This window comes from Streptomyces sp. NPDC088254 (assembly GCF_044740925.1).
In the GTDB taxonomy this organism is placed as follows: domain Bacteria; phylum Actinomycetota; class Actinomycetes; order Streptomycetales; family Streptomycetaceae; genus Streptomyces.
Map to the genome: position 1 here is coordinate 12,003 of NZ_JBIURQ010000009.1, position 21,095 is coordinate 33,097.

Annotated in this window: 20 protein-coding genes; 8 read left to right on the forward strand and 12 right to left on the reverse strand. The window is 71.4% G+C overall.

Annotation, left to right across the window (positions count from 1 at the left end; translation table 11 throughout):
• Nucleotides 1-28: 28 nt before the first annotated feature.
• Nucleotides 29-2,557, reverse strand: a complete 2,529-nt coding sequence (locus ACIOC0_RS25080) for an FHA domain-containing protein (RefSeq protein ID WP_402157702.1) — start codon at nucleotides 2,555-2,557, stop codon at nucleotides 29-31.
• Between the two features lie 379 nt (nucleotides 2,558-2,936).
• On the opposite strand from ACIOC0_RS25080, the gene ACIOC0_RS25085 reads away from it, so the two are divergent.
• Nucleotides 2,937-4,718 carry a streptophobe family protein gene (locus tag ACIOC0_RS25085; protein ID WP_402157704.1) on the forward strand — a complete coding sequence of 594 codons (1,782 nt, stop codon included), beginning with the start codon at nucleotides 2,937-2,939 and terminating at the stop codon, nucleotides 4,716-4,718.
• 132 nt (nucleotides 4,719-4,850) lie between these two features.
• A complete protein-coding gene (serB, locus tag ACIOC0_RS25090) occupies nucleotides 4,851-6,062 on the forward strand; it encodes a phosphoserine phosphatase SerB (RefSeq protein WP_402157705.1) in 1,212 nt (403 codons plus the stop codon).
• 56 nt (nucleotides 6,063-6,118) lie between these two features.
• Here the strand turns inward: serB and ACIOC0_RS25095 are convergent, their stop codons facing one another.
• From ACIOC0_RS25095 to ACIOC0_RS25110, 4 genes are all read right to left on the reverse strand, one after another.
• Nucleotides 6,119-6,637 carry a SixA phosphatase family protein gene (locus tag ACIOC0_RS25095; protein ID WP_402157706.1) on the reverse strand — a complete coding sequence of 173 codons (519 nt, stop codon included), beginning with the start codon at nucleotides 6,635-6,637 and terminating at the stop codon, nucleotides 6,119-6,121.
• 108 nt (nucleotides 6,638-6,745) lie between these two features.
• A complete protein-coding gene (locus tag ACIOC0_RS25100) occupies nucleotides 6,746-6,955 on the reverse strand; it encodes a hypothetical protein (RefSeq protein WP_352247686.1) in 210 nt (69 codons plus the stop codon).
• A gap of 185 nt (nucleotides 6,956-7,140) precedes the next feature.
• Nucleotides 7,141-7,257, reverse strand: coding sequence for an SGM_5486 family transporter-associated protein (locus ACIOC0_RS25105; protein ID WP_278044734.1), 117 nt, complete (start codon nucleotides 7,255-7,257; stop codon nucleotides 7,141-7,143).
• Nucleotides 7,258-7,669: 412 nt separating this feature from the next.
• A complete protein-coding gene (locus ACIOC0_RS25110; protein WP_402157708.1) occupies nucleotides 7,670-9,019 on the reverse strand; it encodes a CynX/NimT family MFS transporter in 1,350 nt (449 codons plus the stop codon).
• 52 nt (nucleotides 9,020-9,071) lie between these two features.
• Between ACIOC0_RS25110 and ACIOC0_RS25115 the strand changes: the two genes are divergently transcribed.
• Nucleotides 9,072-9,758 carry a FadR/GntR family transcriptional regulator gene (locus ACIOC0_RS25115; RefSeq protein WP_402157709.1) on the forward strand — a complete coding sequence of 229 codons (687 nt, stop codon included), beginning with the start codon at nucleotides 9,072-9,074 and terminating at the stop codon, nucleotides 9,756-9,758.
• Between the two features lie 13 nt (nucleotides 9,759-9,771).
• Here the strand turns inward: ACIOC0_RS25115 and ACIOC0_RS25120 are convergent, their stop codons facing one another.
• The 3 genes from ACIOC0_RS25120 to fabG all read right to left on the reverse strand — a co-directional run bounded on the left by ACIOC0_RS25120 (nucleotide 9,772) and on the right by fabG (nucleotide 11,763).
• Nucleotides 9,772-10,122, reverse strand: coding sequence for a hypothetical protein (locus ACIOC0_RS25120; protein WP_402157710.1), 351 nt, complete (start codon nucleotides 10,120-10,122; stop codon nucleotides 9,772-9,774).
• Between the two features lie 163 nt (nucleotides 10,123-10,285).
• Complete coding sequence (gene fabI / locus ACIOC0_RS25125) at nucleotides 10,286-11,053, reverse strand: enoyl-ACP reductase FabI (protein WP_130437479.1); 768 nt, start codon at nucleotides 11,051-11,053, stop codon at nucleotides 10,286-10,288.
• A gap of 5 nt (nucleotides 11,054-11,058) precedes the next feature.
• Nucleotides 11,059-11,763 carry a 3-oxoacyl-[acyl-carrier-protein] reductase gene (gene fabG, locus ACIOC0_RS25130; protein ID WP_351096788.1) on the reverse strand — a complete coding sequence of 235 codons (705 nt, stop codon included), beginning with the start codon at nucleotides 11,761-11,763 and terminating at the stop codon, nucleotides 11,059-11,061.
• Nucleotides 11,764-11,998: 235 nt separating this feature from the next.
• Between fabG and ACIOC0_RS25135 the strand changes: the two genes are divergently transcribed.
• The 3 genes from ACIOC0_RS25135 (at nucleotide 11,999) to tyrS (ending at nucleotide 16,338) form a co-directional block, all read left to right on the forward strand.
• Entirely contained in the window at nucleotides 11,999-13,522 is a 1,524-nt protein-coding gene (locus tag ACIOC0_RS25135; RefSeq protein WP_402157711.1) for a TldD/PmbA family protein, read from the forward strand.
• Between the two features lie 82 nt (nucleotides 13,523-13,604).
• Nucleotides 13,605-14,999, forward strand: coding sequence for a metallopeptidase TldD-related protein (locus tag ACIOC0_RS25140; protein WP_402157712.1), 1,395 nt, complete (start codon nucleotides 13,605-13,607; stop codon nucleotides 14,997-14,999).
• Nucleotides 15,000-15,066: 67 nt separating this feature from the next.
• Nucleotides 15,067-16,338, forward strand: coding sequence for a tyrosine--tRNA ligase (tyrS, locus tag ACIOC0_RS25145; RefSeq protein WP_402157713.1), 1,272 nt, complete (start codon nucleotides 15,067-15,069; stop codon nucleotides 16,336-16,338).
• Nucleotides 16,339-16,499: 161 nt separating this feature from the next.
• Here tyrS and ACIOC0_RS25150 read toward each other — a convergent pair whose 3' ends face one another.
• On the reverse strand, nucleotides 16,500-16,778 hold the full coding sequence (locus ACIOC0_RS25150; RefSeq protein ID WP_351096794.1) for a GlsB/YeaQ/YmgE family stress response membrane protein: 279 nt from the start codon (nucleotides 16,776-16,778) through the stop codon (nucleotides 16,500-16,502).
• A 201-nt stretch (nucleotides 16,779-16,979) separates the two neighbouring features.
• Here ACIOC0_RS25150 and ACIOC0_RS25155 point away from each other — a divergent pair, with 201 nt between their 5' ends.
• Nucleotides 16,980-17,396 carry a DUF3099 domain-containing protein gene (locus ACIOC0_RS25155; protein WP_352247667.1) on the forward strand — a complete coding sequence of 139 codons (417 nt, stop codon included), beginning with the start codon at nucleotides 16,980-16,982 and terminating at the stop codon, nucleotides 17,394-17,396.
• A gap of 213 nt (nucleotides 17,397-17,609) precedes the next feature.
• Nucleotides 17,610-17,828, forward strand: coding sequence for a hypothetical protein (locus ACIOC0_RS25160; protein WP_402157714.1), 219 nt, complete (start codon nucleotides 17,610-17,612; stop codon nucleotides 17,826-17,828).
• 38 nt (nucleotides 17,829-17,866) lie between these two features.
• Here ACIOC0_RS25160 and moaA read toward each other — a convergent pair whose 3' ends face one another.
• The 3 genes from moaA to ACIOC0_RS25175 form a co-directional block, all read right to left on the reverse strand.
• Entirely contained in the window at nucleotides 17,867-18,856 is a 990-nt protein-coding gene (gene moaA / locus ACIOC0_RS25165) for a GTP 3',8-cyclase MoaA (RefSeq protein WP_402157715.1), read from the reverse strand.
• Nucleotides 18,857-19,006: 150 nt separating this feature from the next.
• Complete coding sequence (locus tag ACIOC0_RS25170) at nucleotides 19,007-20,626, reverse strand: cation acetate symporter (protein ID WP_402157716.1); 1,620 nt, start codon at nucleotides 20,624-20,626, stop codon at nucleotides 19,007-19,009.
• Nucleotides 20,623-20,979 (reverse strand): DUF485 domain-containing protein, encoded by a 357-nt coding sequence (locus ACIOC0_RS25175; RefSeq protein ID WP_402157718.1) that lies wholly within the window; start codon nucleotides 20,977-20,979, stop codon nucleotides 20,623-20,625. Before ACIOC0_RS25175 ends, ACIOC0_RS25170 begins: the two co-directional genes overlap by 4 nt.
• Between the last annotated feature and the right edge of the window lie 116 nt (nucleotides 20,980-21,095).

Genomic DNA, 21,095 nt, shown 5'->3' on the forward strand with positions numbered 1-21,095 from the left:
CGTCGTACGGGCGCGGCCCGCGGCGACGCTACTTGCGCATGACCTCGGGCTCGTGCCGGCGCAGGAAGCGGGACACGAAGAACCCGCAGATCACGCCGAGGGCGATCAGGGCGGCCATGTCCAGGCTCCAGGCGCCGACGGTGTGCTCCCACAGCGGGTCGTTGTCGCCGGGCGTCTCCGGCGGGCTGATCCGGTTGAAGTCCAGCGTGGCGCCCGCGGCGCCGACCGCCCAGCGCGACGGCATCAGGTACGAGAACTCGTTGGCGCCGATCGAGCCGTGCAGGGCGAACAGGCAGCCCGTGAAGACGACCTGGATGATCGCGAACATCACCAGCAGCGGCATGGTCTTCTCGGCGGTCTTCACCAGCGCCGAGATGATCAGGCCGAACATCATCGACGTGAAGCCCAGGGCCATGATCGGCAGGGAGAGCTCCAGCAGCGTGAGCTTGCCGAGGACCAGGCCCTCCTGCGGGATCTCCCGGCTGGACAGGCCGATGACGCCGACCAGCAGGCCCTGCAGCACGGTGATCATGCCCAGTACGAACACCTTGGACATCAGGTACGCCGAGCGGGACAGGCCGGTCGCACGCTCCCGCTCGTAGATCACCCGCTCCTTGATCAGCTCACGCACGGAGTTGGCCGCGCCGGCGAAGCACGCCCCGACCGCGAGGATCAGCAGAACGGTGGTGGCCGTGCCGTTGGGGATGATCCGGCCGCTGCGCGGGTTGACCGGGTTGGGCAGCAGCCCCCGGTCCGGGTCGATCAGCAGGCTCACCGCGCCGAGGACCGCCGGAAGGATCACCATCAGCGCCAGGAAGCCCTTGTCGGAGGCGATCACCGAGGTGTAGCGGCGCACCAGTGTGACGAACTGCGACATCCAGCCCTGCGGCTTCGGCGGCTTCATCGCCTGCATCGGCGGGACCTGTACGGACTGCGGCGCGATGGCGTCGATGTCGGCGGCGTACATCTGGTAGTGCTGCGAGCCCTTCCAGCGGCCCGCCCAGTCGTAGTCGCGGTAGTTCTCGAAGGCGGAGAAGACGTCGGCCCAGGTGTCGTAGCCGAAGAAGTTCAGCGCCTCCTCGGGCGGTCCGAAGTAGGCGACCGCGCCGCCCGGGGCCATCACCAGCAGCTTGTCGCACAGGGCGAGTTCGGCCACGGAGTGGGTGACGACGAGGACCGTGCGGCCGTCGTCGGCGAGGTCGCGCAGCAGCTTCATGACATCGCGGTCCATGCCCGGGTCGAGGCCGGAGGTCGGCTCGTCCAGGAAGATCAGCGACGGCTTGGTGAGCAGTTCCAGGGCCACCGAGACACGCTTGCGCTGGCCGCCGGAGAGGGAGGTGACCTTCTTCTCCTTGTGGATGTCGAGCTTCAGCTCGCGCAGCACCTCGTCGATGCGGGCCTCGCGCTCGGCGGCCGTGGTGTCGGCCGGGAAGCGCAGCTTGGCCGCGTACTTGAGGGCCTTCTTGACGCTCAGCTCCTTGTGCAGGATGTCGTCCTGCGGGACCAGACCGATGCGCTGGCGCAGCTCCGCGAACTGCTTGTACAGGTTGCGGTTGTCGTAGAGGACGTCGCCCTCGTTGGCGGGCCGGTAACCGGTCAGCGCCTTGAGCAGCGTGGACTTCCCGGACCCGGACGGGCCGATGACCGCCACCAGGGACTTCTCCGGGACGCCGAAGGAGACGTCCTTCAAAATCTGCTTGCCGCCGTCGACCGTGACGGTCAGATGGCGGGCGGAGAAGGACACGGCGCCGGTGTCGACGAACTCCTCGAGCCGGTCGCCGACGATCCGGAACGTCGAGTGGCCGACGCCCACGACGTCGGTCGGGCCGAGCAGTTGCGAACCGCCCTTGGCGATCGGCTGGCCGTTGACGTACGTGCCGTTGTGGGAGCCGAGGTCGCGGATCTCCATGCGGCCGTCGGGCGTCGAGTGGAACTCGGCGTGGTTGCGGGAGACCTGGAGGTCGGAGACGACGAGGTCGTTCTCCAGGGCACGGCCGATGCGCATGACACGGCCGAAGGAGAACTGGTGGAACGTGGTCGGGCTGCGGTCGCCGTAGACCGGCGGCGCCCCCGCGCCGTCGCCGGCCTCCTTGGACACGTACGACTCGCTGGGGCCCGGCTGCTGCGGGACGTGCGGCGCGGGCTGCTGCGGCTGCTGCGGCTGCTGCCAGTCGGCCTGCGGCTGGGGCGGGGCCGGCTGGGACCAGCCGGCGTTCGCCGACTGGGCGGCGTACGGCTGCTGTTGAGGCTGGGCGACGGGGTCCGCCGCTCCGGAGAGGTTCAGACGCGGCCCGTCGGTGGCGTTGCCCAGGTGCACCGCCGAGCCGGGGCCGATGTCCACCTGCTGGACCCGCCGGCCCTGCACGTACGTGCCGTTGGTGCTGCCGTGGTCCTCCAGGACCCAACCGCGGCCGTTGAAGCTGACCGTGGCGTGCCGCCAGGAGACCCTGGCGTCGTCGAGGACGATGTCGCCCTGCGGATCACGTCCGAGGGTGTAGTTCCTGGACGGATCGAGCGTCCAGGTGCGTCCGTTCAATTCCAGTACGAGTTCCGGCACTCCACGCCCCACTGAGTAGTCCCCCGAGATACCCCCGTCGCAGGGAGTCTAGGGATGTCGAACATCGTCGGGAACTATTTCAGGCGGTGCCCCCTGTCCGAAAGTCGGGCCTTGTGAAGACCGCACGGACGGGCAACGGCCGGTGCCGTTGACGGGGTTGAAACCGGGCCGGAGAGTGGTAAAAGCACGCGAGGGGGGACGGAAGCGGCGATCTTCGCCGCCACACCGTGGTTCGCCGCGGATCGGGGGGTTCTGCATGGGTACCCACAGCGGAGTCGGGAGCGACGGAGCCCGGCGCGGGGGGAACGGGCGGGGCGGGGGGAAACGCCGGGGCGAGGGGTACGGCCGGAACAGGGGGCGCGGCCGGGGCGAGGTGGGCGTGCCCTGGGCGGATGTGCTGGTGTGCGCGGTCGCCGCGGTGAGTTGGGCGTTGATCGCGATGGCGGGCACGGCGGCGCTCGGGCTGCGTCTGCTGGGGGCGGACGCGGCGGGCTCGCTGGGTCCGATGACGGCCGCGGTCGTGGCGCTCGGCGCGGGCGGCTCGGTGAAGCCGTCGGGCGATGTGTCCGCGTTCGGCCTGACGGGCGCGCAGGCGACGACGGCCATCGAGATCACGCCACTGGGCGTGAGCCTGGTCGGGGCGCTGCTGCTGTCGTGGTTCTTCCTGCGGTCGCTGCGCACGGCGGGAGCCGTGATCGCGCCGGCCGAACTCGTGGCGCGGGCGGGGTCGGTGGTCGCGCTGTTCGTGGCGACGATGGGCGGGCTGGCCTGGGCGGGGCACGACGTCATCACGTTCGACGGCTCGTCCCTGGGGCTGGACGACCTGTCCGGCGGAGGTGGGGGCTCGGGCGGCGGGAGCGGCGTCACGGTCCCCGGGCTGGGCGATCTCGGTGATCTGGGCGGTGTCGGCGGGCTGTTGCCGGAGCGGCTCGGCGATCTCGTCGACGCACGGGCGGCGGTGGGCTTCAGCGTCGACACCGTGCCGACGCTGCTGGGCGCGCTGGGCTGGTCGGCGGGGGTGCTGCTGATCGCCCTGCCGGCCTCGCGCCGCACGCGGCTGCCTCGTGGGTGGGAGGCGGTGCACCGGGTGGTGCGGCCCGCGGTGTCCGCCGTCGTGACGGTGCTGCTGGTCGCCGTGGCGGCCGGGTTCGCGGCGGCAGCGTACGCGGCGGCCGGTGACGATCATCCGAAGCGGATCGCCGGAGCGGCGGTGCTCGGCGCGCCGAACGGGGTGTGGCTGGGCGTCGGCCTGGGCCTGTTCGTCCCCTTCGACGGCCGTGCGACGGGCGCGCTGACGCACGTGCTGCCGGATCCGCTGGACGACTTGCTCGCCGTGCACACCGACCAGCCGGTGACGCTCGCACGCCTGACCGAACTGGACTCCCGCGTCTGGCTGTTGGGGGTCGCTGTGGCCGCGATGATGCTGCTGGCGGGGGTGTTGACGGCGGTGCGGACTCCGGTGCGGAGGGGTGCGGTCGGCCGTGAGCCGGGGTTGGCCGGCTTCGTCGCGGGGTGCGCGCTGCCATTGGGGGCCACTACGGCGGTGGCGTCGCCGCTGCTCGCCTGGCTGACGGGTGTGTCCGTGGACGCCTCCCTGTCGGTGCTCGGCTTCGACGCCTTCGGGGCCGGTCTCGACCTGCACGGCCGCCTCGGCATTGCGCTGCTTCTCGGCGCGGTGTGGGGCGTGGCGGCGGGAGCCGTCGGCGCGCTTCTGGCGTGGGCGACCGGAGCGGCGGGTGGACGGGCGTCGGCATCGGCCCGGGGAGAGGTGGCGGTGACCGCGGCTCCTCCGTACCGGGGTGGGCGTGGCCCGGGGGCCGGCGAGGGCGGCTCGGCGGCGGGTGGCTCGGGCGGGGGCGGCTCGGCGGCGGGCGGTTCGGGCGGGCCATACACCCCGGGTGTGCCTTACCGGCCGCCCAACCCGGCGACGAATCCGTATCTGCGGATGCCGGAGACCCTGCGGGAGCCGGAGCCCATGCGGGAGCCTGGGGACGCGCGTCCGGGGGGCGGTCTCCACAACGCTCCGACCGTGATCGGGCCCGTCGGTCCTCCGCCGCGTTCGCCGGCGCGGAGGGACGACTCCGAGGAACGTTCGCCGGGCGACTGCCGGCTGCCACCGCCGCCTCCCCCGCCCCGGTCCCCTCCCGCTCCCGACCGGTGACCGGTCGGGGCGGCCCCTCGGTGACCGGCCGGGGCTCACTCGATGTCACCCGCACGACACCTGGAGTTCGCTGTCCGTCAGGCGGACCTCGGCGGCGGTGGGCACGGCGTCCCGGATACGGTGGATACCACCATGAACGCTTCACAGATCACGTCCTCCGACGTCCCGACTCTCCTCGTCAAGATTTTCGGCAAGGACAGGCCGGGCATCACGGCAGGTCTCTTCGACACCCTCGCCGCCTACTCCGTCGACGTGGTCGACATCGAGCAGGTCGTCACGCGGGGACGGATGGTGCTGTGCGCGCTCGTGACCGAGCCGCCGCAGGGGATGGAGGGGGAGCTGCGCAAGACCGTCCACAGCTGGGCTGAGTCGATGAAGATGCAGGCGGAGATCATCTCCGGCATCGGCGACAACCGGCCCCGTGGCCTCGGCCGCTCCCTCGTCACCGTGCTCGGGCATCCGCTGACGGCGGAGGCGACGGCCGCTGTCGCCGCCCGGATCACCAAGGTGGGCGGCAACATCGACCGTATCTTCCGGCTCGCCAAGTATCCCGTCACCGCAGTCGAGTTCGCCGTGTCCGGCGTGGAGACGGAACCGCTGCGCACGGCCCTGGTCACCGAGGCGGCGGCGCTCGGCGTCGACGTGGCCGTGGTGGCGGCGGGCCTGCACCGGCGGGCCCAGCGGCTCATCGTGATGGACGTGGACTCCACCCTGATCCAGGACGAGGTGATCGAGCTCTTCGCCGCGCACGCCGGCTGTGAGGACAAGGTCGCCGAGGTGACCGCGGCGGCGATGCGCGGCGAGCTCGACTTCGAGCAGTCGCTGCACGCGCGTGTGGCGCTGCTGGAGGGACTGGACGCCTCGGTCGTGGAGAAGGTGCGCGCCGAGGTGCGGCTGACGCCGGGCGCGCGCACCCTGATCCGCACCCTCAAACGGCTCGGCTACCAGGTGGGCGTCGTCTCCGGCGGCTTCACCCAGGTCACCGACGATCTGAAGGGGCGGCTCGGGCTGGACTTCGCCCAGGCCAACACGCTGGAGATCGTCGACGGCAAGCTGACCGGCCGGGTCACCGGCGAGATCGTGGACCGCGCGGGCAAGGCGCGATTGCTGCGCCGGTTCGCCGCGGAGGCGGGCGTGCCGCTCTCCCAGACGGTGGCGATCGGTGACGGCGCGAACGACCTGGACATGCTGAACGCGGCCGGTCTCGGCGTCGCCTTCAACGCGAAGCCCGTCGTACGCCAGGCCGCGCACACGGCGGTGAACGTGCCGTTCCTGGACACCGTCCTGTACCTGCTGGGCGTCACCCGCGAAGAGGTGGAGGCGGCGGACACGCACGTCGAGTAGTCCCGGTCGCCGGGGCCCGGTGGGATGCCGGGCCCCGCGTCACCGTCACGGGATCTTCACTCCGAGGGCGCCCAGTAGTCGAGCAGCGTGGCCGTGCCGGGCTCCAGGGACTTCCAGGGGCCGTCGAAGGAGACGACGGCGAAGGCTGCGGCGGGGAAGCCGCGGCCGTTCATCCGCTCGCGAGCGTCCCCCTCCGACGTGCCGGAGAGGATGTCGGCGAGGCCGTGGACGCCGGGGTTGTGGCCGACCAGGATGAGGTTGCGGACGTCGTCCGGGGTCTCGTTGAGCACGGCGATCAGCTCGCCCGGGGAGGCCTCGTAGATCCGCTCCTCGTAGACGGTCTTCGGCCGGTGCGGGAACTCATGGACGGCGAGCTTCCAGGTCTCCCTGGTCCGGGTCGCGGTGGAGCACAGGGCGAGGTCGATGGAGATGCCGGTGTCGGTCAGCTTGCGTCCGGCGACGGCGGCGTCCTGGCGGCCCCGCTCCGCGAGCGGCCGCTCGTGGTCGGTCACCTGTGGCCAGTCGGCTTTCGCATGCCGGAAGAGGACGATCCTGCGGGGTTCTGCGACGCTCATGGCTCCCAGCTTCGCATGAAACACGCCATGTGGCGCAGGGAGTTGACATGGGTCTTCACCGGTGACCCGGGGTGTGTGAGGCGTGTGCCCGGGGCGTGATCGACTTTCCTACCGCGCGAGCAGTTGCCGCACGTGGTCGGCGAGCTGTGCGATCACCGGGTCGTCCGTGGCGGCGTGGGCGTCGGAGGGATTGATTATCAGCAGGAGCAGGCCGACGAAGGCGAGGACGGGCAGGGCGAGCGCCCACCAGGGCAGCAGGGCGCCGACGCCGCCGCGCTGGGCGGCCGGGTGGGGCCGGGTCTGCGTGTGCGCCGACATGGGTGCCTCCGCTGGTCTTCGAGTGGTCCGTGGACCGCCCCCTGCGGCCACACTTCGAAGATACGGACGCGGAGGCCCTCGGCCCATCCGGTGATCCACCCACTTGACCCTGACCCTGACCCCCTAGGGGATGGGGGGTTAACCCCACCGTCGTGCGGACGATCCGGGCGTGGGCGGCGGGTGCGTCAGGGCGAGGCGATCGTCGCGATGACGGCGATGACCACAAAGATGAGGAAGAACGAGCCGAAGACGAGCAGCATCTTCTTCTGGCCGTTCCCGGGGTTCGGATCGAGCACTGGCATGCACCAAGTCTCGCACCCGGCGCACGTGGGCATCGTCCGGGGGTACGCCGAAGATCCGCCGGGACCGGGGCCCGGTTCGGCGGGGTCGTCCGGCAGGGCAACGGTCCCGGGGGGCTGCGACGGCCGTGGTGGGCAGCGGGGCGACCGTTCGGGAGGCCTGGGGGCGGCCGCCGGCTAGCGGGCCGGGGCGGTCCGGGTCCGGGAGGTCGTCCGTCGGGGCCAGCGGGAGCGGCCGCCCGGCAGCAGGCCCGAGGGGCGGCAGCCCGCCGGCACAAGCAGGGCCGCCGCCTCGATCAGCCGGCCAGTCGCTGGACCGGCGGGCGGGGGCCGCCGCCCTCCGGGTCAGCGGGGAGAGGTCAACCGGGTGTCACCGGGGCGGTCGCCGAGGTCAGTGAGGAGCCGCTACCCCGCGTCAGCGGGTTGCCTCGTCCTCCACCGTGCGGTCTCGGCCTGCCAGGACTCCTACCGCCATCTGCGGGACCATGAGCGCCGCCATCAGCGCGAGCGGCAGTCCCCAGCCGCCGCTGTGCTGATAGAGCACCCCGACCAGCAGCGGGCCCGGGATGGAGATCAGGTAGCCGGTGCTCTGCGCGAAGGCCGACAGCTGGGCCACGCCCGCGCCCGTCCTGGCGCGCATCCCGACCATCGTGAGCGCCAGCGGAAACGCGCAGTTGGAGACGCCGAGCAGCAGCGCCCACGCCCAGGCGCCGCCGGCGGGAGCGACGTAGAGGCCGGCGTATCCGACGAGTCCGCACAGGCCCAGCGCGATGACGATCGGCCCCTGGTGCGGCAGCCGGGTCGCCACGCGCGGGATGACGAACGCCAGCGGCACGCCCATCGCCATGGTGACGGCGAGCAGCAGACCGGCCGTGCCGGCGGAGACTCCCGCGTCGCGGAAGATCTGCGCCATCCAGCCCATGGTGATGTAGGCGGCGGTGGCCTGGAGGCCGAAGAACACGGCGAGCGCCCAGGCGGTGCGGCTCCGGGTCATCCGCAACCCACCGGCAGCCCCGCCGGTGGCGGCCTCGGTGCGTGCCGCGGTCGCCTCGCCACGCTCGCGTGTGAGCGCCAGCCACGGGAGGACGGCCGCCGCGGCAAGGGCGGCCCAGACGGCGAGTCCCAACCGCCAGTCGCCGCCGAGCGCCTCGGTCACGGGCACGGTGGCCGCGGCGGCGGTCGCGGTGCCGAGGGCGAGGGCCATGGAGTACAGCCCGGTCATGGAGCCGACCCGGTCGGGGAACCAGCGCTTGACGATGGCGGGCATCAGGACGTTGCTGACGGCGATGCCCATGAGGGCGAGGGCGCTGGCGGCCAGGAAGCCGGCCGTGCCGCCGGCCCAGGGCCGTATGAGCAGACCCGCGCCGATGGCGGCCATGCCCGCGCAGACGACCGCGCCCGGACCGAAGCGGCGGGCGAGCCGGGGTGCGGCCAGGCCGAAGACGGCGAAGCAGAGCGGCGGCACGGAGGTGAGCAGGCCGGCGACGCTGCCGCTCATGCCGAGGTCGACGCGGACCTCTTCGAGGAGGGCGCCGAGGCTGGTGATGGCGGGGCGGAGGTTGAGGGCGGCCAGCACGATGCCCACCACGACCAGTCGCGTCCGCCACGCGCGCGTGGGCGCACCGGGCGGCCGGCCCGCGGACAGGGACGTGTCCGTCGTCCGCATCGGATCGCCCGTGGCCGCCCGGGCCCCCCGGGCGGCGGGCAGGGTCGTGGACGTCGACGTCCGTGTCTCCTCGGTCTCCTCGCTCACCATGTCGCCCATCATAGAATCATAGGATGATTGACTGTCCATTCCGTCCGGACGAAGGTGTGCCATGCCCCTGAGCCATCCCCGCCGCTCGGCCCTCTCCGAGCAGGTCATCGCCGCGCTGCGCACCCAGATCACCTCGGGCGAGTGGCCGGTGGGCTCACGCATCCCCACGGAACCGGAGCTGGTCGAGCAGCTCGGCGTCGCCCGGAACACGGTCCGGGAGGCGGTCCGCGCACTGGCGCACAACGGCCTGCTGGACATCCGGCAGGGTTCGGGCACCTACGTCGTCGCCACGAGCGAGCTGGCCGGCGTGATGCACCGCCGTTTCGCCGACGCCGACCCCCGGCACATCGCCGAGCTGCGCTCCACGCTGGAGTCGGGCGCGGCGAAGCTGGCCGCCGAGCGGCGTACCGAGAGGGATCTCAAGCAGCTCGACGCGCTGCTGCTGCGGCGCGAGGAGGCGTGGCGGTCGGGCGACGCGGAGGCGTTCGTCGCGGCGGACGCCACGTTCCACCTGGCGGTGGTGGCCGCGTCCCACAACGACGCGATGACGGCGATGTACGCGGACCTGGGCGAGGTGCTGCGGGACTGGCTGCGCGCCGACGTCGGCGAGGAGCTGACGCCGGAGACGTACATGGACCACGCGCCTCTGGTGGACGCGATCCGGGCCCGGGACGCGGCGGCGGCCGGCGCGGAGGCGGCGGGCTATCCGTTCCAGTGCAGGACCGGACGCTTCACCGCGCCGGCATGAGGTGCATGAGGGTTCACCGCCACTGATGGCTGACCCAGGCCGCGCGGACCTCCATCCAGCAGCGGCCGGCCAGTCGTACGGTCATGGCGGGCCCGGCGTCGGCGGGGGCGGTGTCGGTGTCGAGGTCCCACCAGCGCGCGCACTCGATGTGCAGGCGCACGCGGTCGACGCCGGCGTCGGGATTGTGGCAGTGGGCGACCACATGGGAGCCGCGAACGTCGATCCGGCACTCCGCGCCGAGCGACTCCCGCGTGGCGGTGGGTTCCGGTGCCTCCACGCGTGTGTGCGACATCGCGTCGTACGGCAGCGCGAGGACGAGGCAGACGGCGACGGTCAACGGGGCGAGGCTGCGAGACAGGCGCACAAGGGAACCTCCTCGACCGTGCTGGGGAGGGGACCGCGGTGACGAACCCGCACCTCAGAGTGGCGTGCCGGACCCGCCCCGCGCCCGGTCAGCTAGGCCGAACGGGTGAGGGCCCGCGCCCTCCCGGACGCGGGCCCTCACCCGTGCTGCGCGCTGTCGGACGTCAGGCGCCGATGGCGTGCAGACCGCCGTCGACGTGGATGATCTCGCCGGTGGTCTTCGGGAACCAGTCGCTCAGCAGCGCGACGATGCCGCGGCCGGCCGGCTCGGGGTCTTTGAGGTCCCACTCCAGCGGGGAGCGGGTGTCCCACACGGAGGCCAGCTCGCCGAAGCCCGGGATGGACTTGGCGGCCATGGAGCCGATGGGGCCCGCCGAGACGAGGTTGCAGCGGATGTTCTGCTTGCCGAGGTCGCGGGCCATGTAGCGGCTGGTGGCCTCCAGGGCGGCCTTGGCGGGGCCCATCCAGTCGTACTGCGGCCAGGCGAACTGCGCGTCGAAGGTCAGACCGACGACCGAGCCGCCGTTCTGCATCAGCGGCAGGCAGGCCATGGTGAGCGACTTCAGGGAGTACGCCGAGACGTGCATGGCCGTGGCGACCGACTCGAACGGCGTGTTGAGGAAGTTGCCGCCGAGCGCGTCCTGCGGGGCGAAGCCGATGGAGTGGACGACGCCGTCGAGGCCGCCGAGCTCCTCGCCCACGATGTCGGCGAGGCGCCCGAGGTGCTCGTCATTGGTGACGTCGAGCTCGATGACCTTGGTCGGCTTCGGCAGCTTCCTGGCGATGCGCTCGGTCAGCGTGGGCCGCGGGAACGCGGTGAGGATGATCTCGGCGCCCTGCTCCTGGGCCAGCTTGGCGGCGTGGAAGGCGATGGAGGACTCCATCAGCACACCGGTGATCAGGACGCGCTTGCCCTCGAGAATTCCGCTCATGGTGATCAGTGACCCATTCCCAGTCCGCCGTCAACGGGGATGACGGCTCCAGTGATGTACGAGGCGTCGTCCGAGGCGAGGAACCGCACCGTCGCGGCGATCTCCTCCGGCTGCGCGTACCGGCCGAGCGGCACCTGGGAGACGATGCCCTCGCGCTGCTCGTCGGTGAGCGCCTTGGTCATGTCGGTGTCGACGAATCCGGGCGCGACGACGTTGAAGGTGATGTTGCGCGAGCCCAGCTCACGAGCCAGGGAACGCGCGAAGCCGACCAGACCGGCCTTGGAGGCCGCGTAGTTGGCCTGGCCCGCGGAGCCGAGCAGCCCGACGACCGAGGAGATCAGCACGACGCGGCCCTTCTTGGCGCGCAGCATGCCGCGGTTTGCGCGCTTGACCACACGGAAGGTGCCGGTGAGGTTGGTGTCGATGACGGACGCGAAGTCCTCCTCGGACATGCGCATCAGCAGCTGGTCCTTGGTGACGCCGGCGTTGGCGACGAGGACCTCGACGTTGCCGTGGGCTTCCTCGACCTCCTTGTAGGCCTGCTCCACCTGCTCGGGGTCGGTGATGTCGCACTTGACGGCCAGGAAGCCGGCCGGCGGCTCCCCCGAGCGGTACGTGATCGCGACCTTGTCGCCGGCGTCGGCGAACGCGCGGGCGATGGCGAGGCCGATGCCCCGGTTTCCTCCGGTGACGAGAACCGAGCGGCTCAACGGATCACCCTTTCGATCGGCAGTCTGGTACTCGTCGAAACTATCCTTCCGAGGCACCGGCCGCCGAAGCCGGGGGCGACAGGGCGTTGCGGCGGGAACTGTGGGGTCCCCACAGTCACCACCCGGCCCGTCCTGCCGTCATCGGCCGCAACGCGCTCGGAAAGTTGTGGTCGGGAGTCGTTCGGCGCGACATGATCGGGGCATGCACGCGCGACGACCACAGGGAGCTACGCAGGTGCCTCATACGATCGACGAGAGTTTCACGGCACTACCCCTGCGCGCCCTCGCCGACGCCGCGCTCGCTCGCGCGCGGGCGCTCGGGGCCGAGCACGCCGACTTCCGGTTCGAGCGGGTGCGCAGCGCGTCCTGGCGGCTGAGGGACGCCAAGCCGGCCGGGTCGTCGGACACGACCGACCTCGGGTACGCGGTGCGGGTGGTGCACGGCGGGACCTGGGGGTTCGCGTCGGGCGTGGACCTGACGATGGACGGGGCCGCCAAGGTGGCCTCGCAGGCCGTCGCGATGGCCAAGCTGTCGGCGCAGGTGATCAGGGCGGCCGGCTCGGACGAACGCGTGGAGCTGGCCGAGGAGCCGGTGCACGCCGAGAAGACGTGGGTGTCGTCGTACGAGATCGACCCGTTCACGGTGCCCGACGAGGAGAAGGCGGCGCTGCTCGGCGACTGGAGCCACCGGCTGCTGGCCGCCGACGGGGTCGATCATGTGGACGCCTCGCTGCTCACCGTCCACGAGAACAAGTTCTACGCCGACACGGCGGGGACGGTGACCACGCAGCAGCGCGTGCGGCTGCACCCGTCGCTGACGGCGGTGTCGGTGGACGAGTCCAGCGGCGAGTTCGACTCGATGCGGACCATCGCGCCGCCGGTCGGGCGGGGCTGGGAGTACCTGACCGGGACCGGCTGGGACTGGGACGACGAGCTGGAGCGGATCCCCGGGCTGCTCGCCGAGAAGATGCGGGCGCCCAGTGTGGAGCCGGGGCTGTACGACCTGGTCGTCGACCCGTCCAACCTGTGGCTGACCATCCACGAGTCCATCGGCCACGCCACCGAGCTGGACCGCGCGCTCGGCTACGAGGCCGCCTACGCCGGCACCTCCTTCGCCACGTTCGACCGGCTCGGCAAGCTGCGCTACGGCTCGGAGCTGATGAACGTCACCGGCGACCGCACCGCCGAACACGGCCTCGCGACGATCGGGTACGACGACGAGGGCGTCGAGGGCCAGTCCTGGGACCTGGTGAAGGACGGGACGCTCGTCGGCTACCAGCTGGACCGGCGGATCGCGAAGCTCACCGGGCTGGGGCGTTCCAACGGGTGCGCCTTCGCCGACTCCCCCGGGCACGTGCCCGTGCAGCGCATGGCCAACGTGTCGCTCCGGCCCGACCCGGCGGGCATGTCGACGGAGGATCTGGTCGGGAGCGTCGACCGGGGCATCTACGTCGTCGGGGACCGGTCCTGGTCGATCGACATGCAGCGGTACAACTTCCAGTTCACCGGGCAGCGCTTCTTCCGGATCGAGAACGGGCGGATCACCGGGCAGTTGCGGGACGTGGCCTACCAGGCGACGACGACCGACTTCTGGGGTTCCATGGCGGCGGTGGGCGGGCCGCAGACATACGTCCTCGGCGGCGCGTTCAACTGCGGCAAGGCCCAGCCGGGCCAGGTGGCCGCGGTGTCGCACGGCTGCCCCTCCGCCCTGTTCAAGGGCGTCAACATCCTCAACACGACGCAGGAGGCCGGCCGATGAGCGCCCGCATCGAGTCCGGCCGGGGGTCCGGGGGTCGTCCCCCGGGCAAGCACAGTCTCAACATCACTCAGGAGGCCGGCCGATGAGCGCCCGCATCGAGAAGCCGCACGAGGTCGTGGAGCGGGCGCTGGAGCTGTCGCGGGCCGACGGCTGTGTCGTCATCGCGGACGAGCAGTCGAGCGCCAACCTGCGCTGGGCGGGCAACGCGCTCACCACCAACGGCGTGACGCGTTCCCGCACGCTCACCGTGATCGCGACGGTGGACGGCGCCCAGGGCACGGCCTCCGGGGTCGTCTCCCGGACGGCGGTCACCCCGGACGAGCTGGAGCCGCTGGTGCGGGCCGCCGAGGCCGCCGCGCGCGGTGCCGGCCCCGCGGAGGACGCGCAGCCGCTGGTGACGGGCGTCGCGCCGTCCCCGGAGTTCACGGAGGCGCCCGCGGAGACCTCGTCGGCGGTGTTCGCCGACTTCGCGCCGGCGCTGGGCGAGGCTTTCGCACGCGCGCGTGCGGGCGGCCGGGAGCTGTACGGCTTCGCCAACCACGAGCTGGTGTCGACGTACCTGGGCACCTCGACGGGGCTGCGGCTGCGGCACGACCAGCCGAACGGGACGCTGGAGCTCAACGCCAAGTCGCCGGACCGTACGCGTTCGGCGTGGGCGGGCCGGTCGACGCGGGACTTCAAGGACGTCGACCCGGCGGCGCTCGACGCGGAGCTGGCCGTACGGCTGGGCTGGGCGCGGCGGCGGATCGAGCTGCCCGCGGGGCGGTACGAGACGCTGCTGCCGCCGACCGCCGTGGCGGACCTGATGATCTACCAGCTGTGGTCGGCGTCGGGGCGGGACGCGGTCGAGGGCCGGACGGTGTTCTCCAAGCCGGGCGGCGGCACGCGGGTGGGCGAGCGGCTGGCCGCGCTGCCGCTGTCGTTGCGCAGCGACCCGTACGAGCCGGGTCTGGAGTCGGCGCCGTTCGTGATCGCGCACTCCTCCGGCGGCGACCGGTCGGTCTTCGACAACGGGCTGCCGATCGCCTCCACGGAGTGGATCCGCGGGGGCGAGCTAAAGCGTCTCAGCACCAGCCGGCACAGCGCCGCCCTGACCGGCCTCCCGGTCGCCCCCGGCGGCGACAGCCTGATCCTGGACGGCGGCGACGACCGCTCCCTGGAGGACATGGTGGCGAACACCACGCGCGGGCTGCTGCTGACCTGCCTGTGGTACATCCGTGAGGTCGATCCTGCGACGCTGCTACTCACCGGTCTGACCCGGGACGGCGTGTACCTGGTGGAGAACGGCGAGGTGGTGGGTGAGGTCAACAACTTCCGCTTCAACGAGTCGCCGGTCGACGTGCTGGGCCGGGCGACCGAGGCGGGGCGCACGGAGAAGACGCTGCCCAGGGAGTGGAGCGACTGGTTCACCCGGGCCGCCATGCCCGCGCTGCGGGTGCCGGATTTCAATATGAGCTCTGTCAGTCAGGGCGTATAACCTCGTAGCCGGCGGTCACTCGACCGGCCGAGGGCGTCAAGAAGATCATCGAGGAGACACGAGAACCGTGACGGACATCGTCGACGAGCTGAAGTGGCGGGGGCTGTTCTCCCTGTCCACCGACGAGGACGCTTTGCGCAAGGCGCTCGCGGACGGTCCCGTCACGTTCTATTGCGGCTTCGACCCGACCGCGCCGTCCCTGCACGTCGGGCATCTGGTGCAGGTGCTCACCGTGCGCCGGCTCCAGCAGGCCGGTCACCGGCCGCTGGCGCTGGTCGGCGGCGCCACGGGTCTGATCGGCGACCCCCGCCCGACCGCCGAGCGCACGCTGAACGCGCCGGAGACGGTGGCGAGCTGGGTGGACAAGCTGCGCGGCCAGATCGAGCCGTTCCTGTCCTTCGAGGGCGAGAACGCGGCCGTGATGGTCAACAACCTCGACTGGACGGCCGGTCTGTCCGCGATCGAGTTCCTGCGGGACATCGGCAAGCACTTCCGCGTCAACAAGATGCTGACGAAGGACTCGGTGGCCCGCCGGCTGGAGTCCGACCAGGGCATCAGCTACACCGAGTTCAGCTACCAGATCCTGCAGGGCATGGACTTCCTCCAGCTCTACCGGCGCTACGGCTGCACGCTCCAGCAGGGCGGCAGCGACCAGTGGGGCAACCTGACGGCCGGCCTGGACCTGATCCACCGGCTGGAGCCGACGGCGTCGGTGCACGCGATCGCCACGCCGCTGATGACGAAGGCCGACGGCACCAAGTTCGGCAAGACCGAGGGCGGCGCCGTCTGGCTCGACCCGGAGATGACGACGCCGTACGCGTTCTACCAGTTCTGGCTGAACGTGGACGACCGGGACATCTCCCGGTACATGCGCATCCTGTCCTTCCGCTCGCGGGAGGAGCTGGAGGAGCTGGAGCGGCAGACCGAGGAGCGGCCGCAGGCGCGGGCCGCGCAGCGTGCGCTGGCCGAGGAGCTGACCACGCTGGTGCACGGCGCCGAGCAGACGGCCGCCGTCATCGCGGCGAGCCGTGCCCTGTTCGGCCAGGGTGAGCTGGCCGGCCTGGACGACCGGACGCTGGCGGCGGCGCTGTCGGAGGTGCCGCACGTCAAGGTCGCCGAGCTCGGTCCGGTCGTCGACCTGTTCGCCGAGGTCGGGCTGGTGCCGAGCAAGTCGGCCGCACGGCGGACGGTGAAGGAGGGCGGGGCCTACGTGAACAACGTGAAGGTCACCGCCGAGGATCACGTCCCGGCGCGGGAGGACCTGCTGCACGGGCGGTGGCTGGTGCTGCGGCGCGGCAAGAAGAACCTCGCTGCGGTGGAGGTCGTCACCGGCGGATGAGGTTCGCTCCGCGGGTAGCGCCGTAAGGGATGCGGTGCGCTCCGCGGGGTGCGCCGTGAGGGTGCGGGTCTGTTGCGGGCCGCGCGTGCGTCGTGGCCGGTCGCGCAGTTCCCGCGCCCCTCATGTGCGGCGCCCTTCGGGCGCCTGCAAATGGCTTCCTGTCACACCCTCTGCTTCCTCTTGCCCAGGGTCCGCGTGTACAGCATGTCGCCGAAGGCGACGATGATGATCGCGGCGATCAGCTGGAAAATGTGCCGGCTCCAGTCGATGCCGGGGGTCTCGTCGACGCCGAACCCCCGGGCGACGGCGTTGCCGACGACCGCGCCGAGGATGCCGAAGATGGTGAGCAGCCAGAGCGGACTGTGCTGTTTGCCCGGGATGATCGCCTTGGCGATCAGGCCCAGTACGAATCCCACGATGATCGCCCACAACCAGCCCATGGCTGCCTCCTCGTACGGCTCGACGTGAGCATTGCCCCCAGTTTCAGCCCGCCTGCCGTACGGCGCATGTCGGGTGATGTCGTACACGGGACGGCGTAGCGGTCTCCCGCGTGCCGGGGCGGCCCCGGTCTCGAAGGCGGCCGGACCGCGGCGTACGGTGGATGCCGGGGAGTGTTCGACGCGGGCGGATGGTGGAACGCGATGCGGAAGCAGAGTGGCGGCGGGAACGTCCAGGTGTTCCGGATCACCGGGGCCCGGCAGGGGCTTCAGGACGACGTCCGGGCCCGTCAGCGGCGGTATGTGATCTCGATGTCCGTCCGTACGGTGTCGGTGGTCCTGGCCGCGGTGCTGTGGAACGTGGAACGGCATGTGGCGATCGTGGCGCTGGTCCTCGGCCTGGTGCTGCCGTACATCGCGGTGGTGATCGCCAATGCCGGGCGGGAGAACGCGCCGGGGCTGCCGACGACGTTCGTGACGATGCCGACGCGGCCGATGATCCAGCCGCCCGAGGCGGACGGGCGCGGGTCCCAAGAGGAGCGTTCCGCGGAATCCGGAGGGCGGGGCGCGCAGTCCCTCCACGAGGAACCGCAGGGCGGTCCGGCCGAGCCGCGGCCGTGAGGCGGCGGCGGGTCGACTGTGAGCCAAGCTCAAGAAAAGCTCAGATCAATCATGTTGTTCCGGTGCCCCGGGGCCAGTTGGCCGTGACATACTTCGTACGACGCTCCGCATCCCCCGTCGGAGCGACAGACCGACGCCGGGCAGCTCCCCCCGTGGCTGCTCGGCGTCGCCTTTTGTGTGCATCCAGGCGAGACGAATCTGTGAGTGACGTCCGTGAGTGACGAGACCCCCATCTGCTCCGCCAAGGGCTGCCGCGTCGACGCGGTGTGGGTGCTGGCGTGGAACAATCCGAAGATCCACCCGCCGGAGCGGCGCAAGACGTGGCTGGCCTGCGAGGAGCACCGCGAGCATCTGTCGCAGTTCCTCGGCGTCCGGGGCTTCCTGAAGGACGTGGTGCGCTTCGAGGACTGGCAGGCGCCCGCGGGGTCCTAGGGCCGCGGCAGGCAACGTCTGCGGGCTCCCGGGTGGCCTCAGCCGCCGATGGCGGACATCGGCCGGTCCGGCTGGACGAACGAGGGGTCGTCCAGGCCCGCGCCGGCCTTCTTGCCCCACATCGCCTCACGCCAGAGGGCGGCTATCTCCTCGTCGGGGGCGCCGGAGCGCAGGGCCGCCCTGAGGTCGGTCTCCTCGCGGGCGAAGAGGCAGGTGCGGACCTGGCCGTCGGCGGTGAGGCGGGTGCGGTCGCAGGCCGCGCAGAACGGGCGGGTGACCGAGGCGATCACGCCCACGCGGTGCGGGCCGCCGTCGACGATCCAGCGTTCCGCGGGGGCGGAGCCGCGCTCCTCGACGCTCTCCGCGGTGAGGTCGAAGCGGGTGCGCAGGGAGGCGAGGATGTCCCCGGCCGTGACCATGCCGTCGCGCTTCCAGCCGTGCTGGGCGTCCAGCGGCATCTGTTCGATGAAGCGCAGCTCGTAGTCGTGCTCGACGGCCCAGGCCAGCAGGTCGGGGGCCTCGTCCTCGTTGAGGCCGGGCATCAGGACGGAGTTGACCTTGACCGGGTCGAGGCCCGCGTCGCGGGCGGCCCGGAGGCCGTCGAGGACGTCCTTGTGGCGGTCGCGGCGGGTGAGGGCCTTGAAGACGTCGGGGCGCAGCGTGTCGAGTGAGACGTTGACGCGGTCGAGGCCGGCGGCCTTCAGGGCCGTCGCCGTGCGCTTGAGGCCGATGCCGTTGGTCGTCAGCGAGGTCTGGGGGCGCGGGGTCAGGGCGGCGACGCGCTCCACGATGCCGACGAGGCCGGGGCGCAGCAGCGGTTCGCCGCCGGTGAAGCGGACCTCCTCGATGCCGAGGGAGGTGACCGCTATGTCGATCAGGCGGACGATCTCGTCGTCCGAGAGGAGGTCGGGCTTGGCCAGCCACTGCAGGCCCTCCTCGGGCATGCAGTACGTGCAGCGCAGGTTGCAGCGGTCGGTCAGCGAGACCCTCAGGTCGGTGGCCACTCGGCCGAAGGTGTCGATGAGCACGGGGCCCCCTCCCTCGTCGCGGAACAGTCCTCTTCTTCCGTCATCTGCGAGCCTACGCGACGGCTACGACATCGGGGGCGGCGCGATCACAGGAACGCGGCGCGGGGCCGTCGCGGTGGTACGCGACGGCCCCGCGTGCGGGCAGGCGGGTCAGTGGGCGCCGGTGCCCGTGAGGGAGCGGACCTCCAGCTCGGCGTACTTGCCGGTGTCCGGGCTCTCCTTGGACAGGATCGTGCCGAGGAAGCCCATGAGGAAGCCGAAGGGGATGGAGATGATCCCGGGGTTCTTCAGCGGGAACCAGGCGAAGTCGGCGTCGGGGAACATCGCCTTGGGGTCGCCGGAGACGACCGGCGAGAACAGCACCAGCCCGACGGCGACGACCAGGCCGCCGTAGATCGACCACAGGGCGCCCTGGGTGGTGAACCGCTTCCAGAACAGGCTGTAGAGGATGGTCGGCAGGTTGGCGGAGGCGGCGACGGCGAAGGCCAGGGCGACCAGGCCGGCCACGTTGAGGTCGCGGGCGAGGGCGCCCAGGGCGATGGAGACGACGCCGATGAAGACGGTCGCCCAGCGGGCCGCCTTCATCTCCTCCTTCTCCGTGGCCTTCCCCTTGCGGATGACGTTGGCGTAGATGTCGTGCGCGAAGGACGAGGAGGAGGCGAGGGTGAGGCCGGCGACCACGGCGAGGATCGTCGCGAAGGCGACCGCGGAGATGGTGGCGAGCAGGATCGCGCCCCAGGTCGAGTCGACGCCGCCGAGGTGCAGGGCGAGCAGGGGGGCGGCGGTGTTGCCCGACGGGTTGGAGGCGATGATCTCCTTCTGGGAGATCAGGGCCGCCGCGCCGAAGCCGAGCGCGATCGTCATCAGGTAGAAGCCGCCGATGATGCCGATCGCCCAGTTGACGGACTTCCGGGCCGCCTTGGCGTTGGGGACGGTGTAGAAGCGGATCAGGATGTGCGGCAGGCCGGCGGTGCCGAGGACCAGGGCGATGCCCAGGGACATGAAGTCCAGCTTGGAGGTGCCGGTCGCGCCGTACTGGAGGCCGGGCTCCAGGAAGGCGGTGCCCTTGCCGCTGTTCTCGGCGGCCTTGCCGAGCAGGTCGGAGATGTTGAAGTCGAACTTCAGCAGAACCAGGAAAGTGATCAGCAGGGTGCCGCCGATGAGGAGCACGGCCTTGACCATCTGGACCCAGGTGGTGCCCTTCATGCCGCCGATGGAGACGTAGACGATCATCAGGACGCCGACCAGGGCGACGATGAGGATCTTGCCGGCGTCGGAGGTGATGCCGAGCAGCAGGGAGACCAGGACGCCGGCGCCCGCCATCTGGGCCAGCAGGTAGAAGATCGACACGACGATGGTGGAGGTGCCGGCGGCGGTGCGGACGGGGCGCTGGCGCATGCGGTACGCGAGGACGTCGCCCATGGTGTAGCGGCCCGAGTTGCGCAGCGGTTCGGCGACCAGGAGCAGGGCGACCAGCCAGGCGACGAGGAAGCCGATGGAGTAGAGGAAGCCGTCGTAGCCGAAGAGGGCGATGGCTCCGGCGATGCCGAGGAACGACGCGGCCGACATGTAGTCGCCGGAGACCGCGAGACCGTTCTGGAAGGCGCTGAACTGGCGGCCGCCCGCGTAGAAGTCGGCGGCGTCCTTGGTCTGGCGGCCCGCCCAGACGGTGATGACGAGGGTGGCGACGACGAACAGGCCGAACAGGGTGATGATCAGGGGCCGGTGCTCGCTCGCCTCACCGGCCGCCAGTGTGATCGCGGGGCTCATGCGCCGCCCTCCATCCGGGACTTGATGGCGTCCGCCTTGGGGTCGAGCTTCGCGGCGGCGTGCCGCGAGTACCACCAGGCGATGAGGAACGTGGTGCCGAACTGGGCGATGCCGAGGGCGAAGGCGATGTTCACGTTGCCGAAGAGCTTGGTGCCCATGAAATCGCCGGCGTAGTTGGACAGCAGGACGTACAGCAGGTACCAGGCTATGAAGGCGACGGTCAGGGGGAACGCGAAACCCCGGTGGGCGCGGCGCAGTTCACCAAACTCCGCGCTGTCCTGCACCGCGACGAACTCCTCGGTGGACGGGAGTCGGGCTTGCGTCTTCGAGGGGGGCGGTGTCTCGGTGGCCACGGAGTCTCCTCGCGTTGCGGACGACGGGTGGAGCGGGGGCTCGATCGTAGGCTCCCTGCCCAAGGTCACGGCGGGCAGCAGCCAACGGTTCACGTCGATTCTGCGCCGCCGACCAA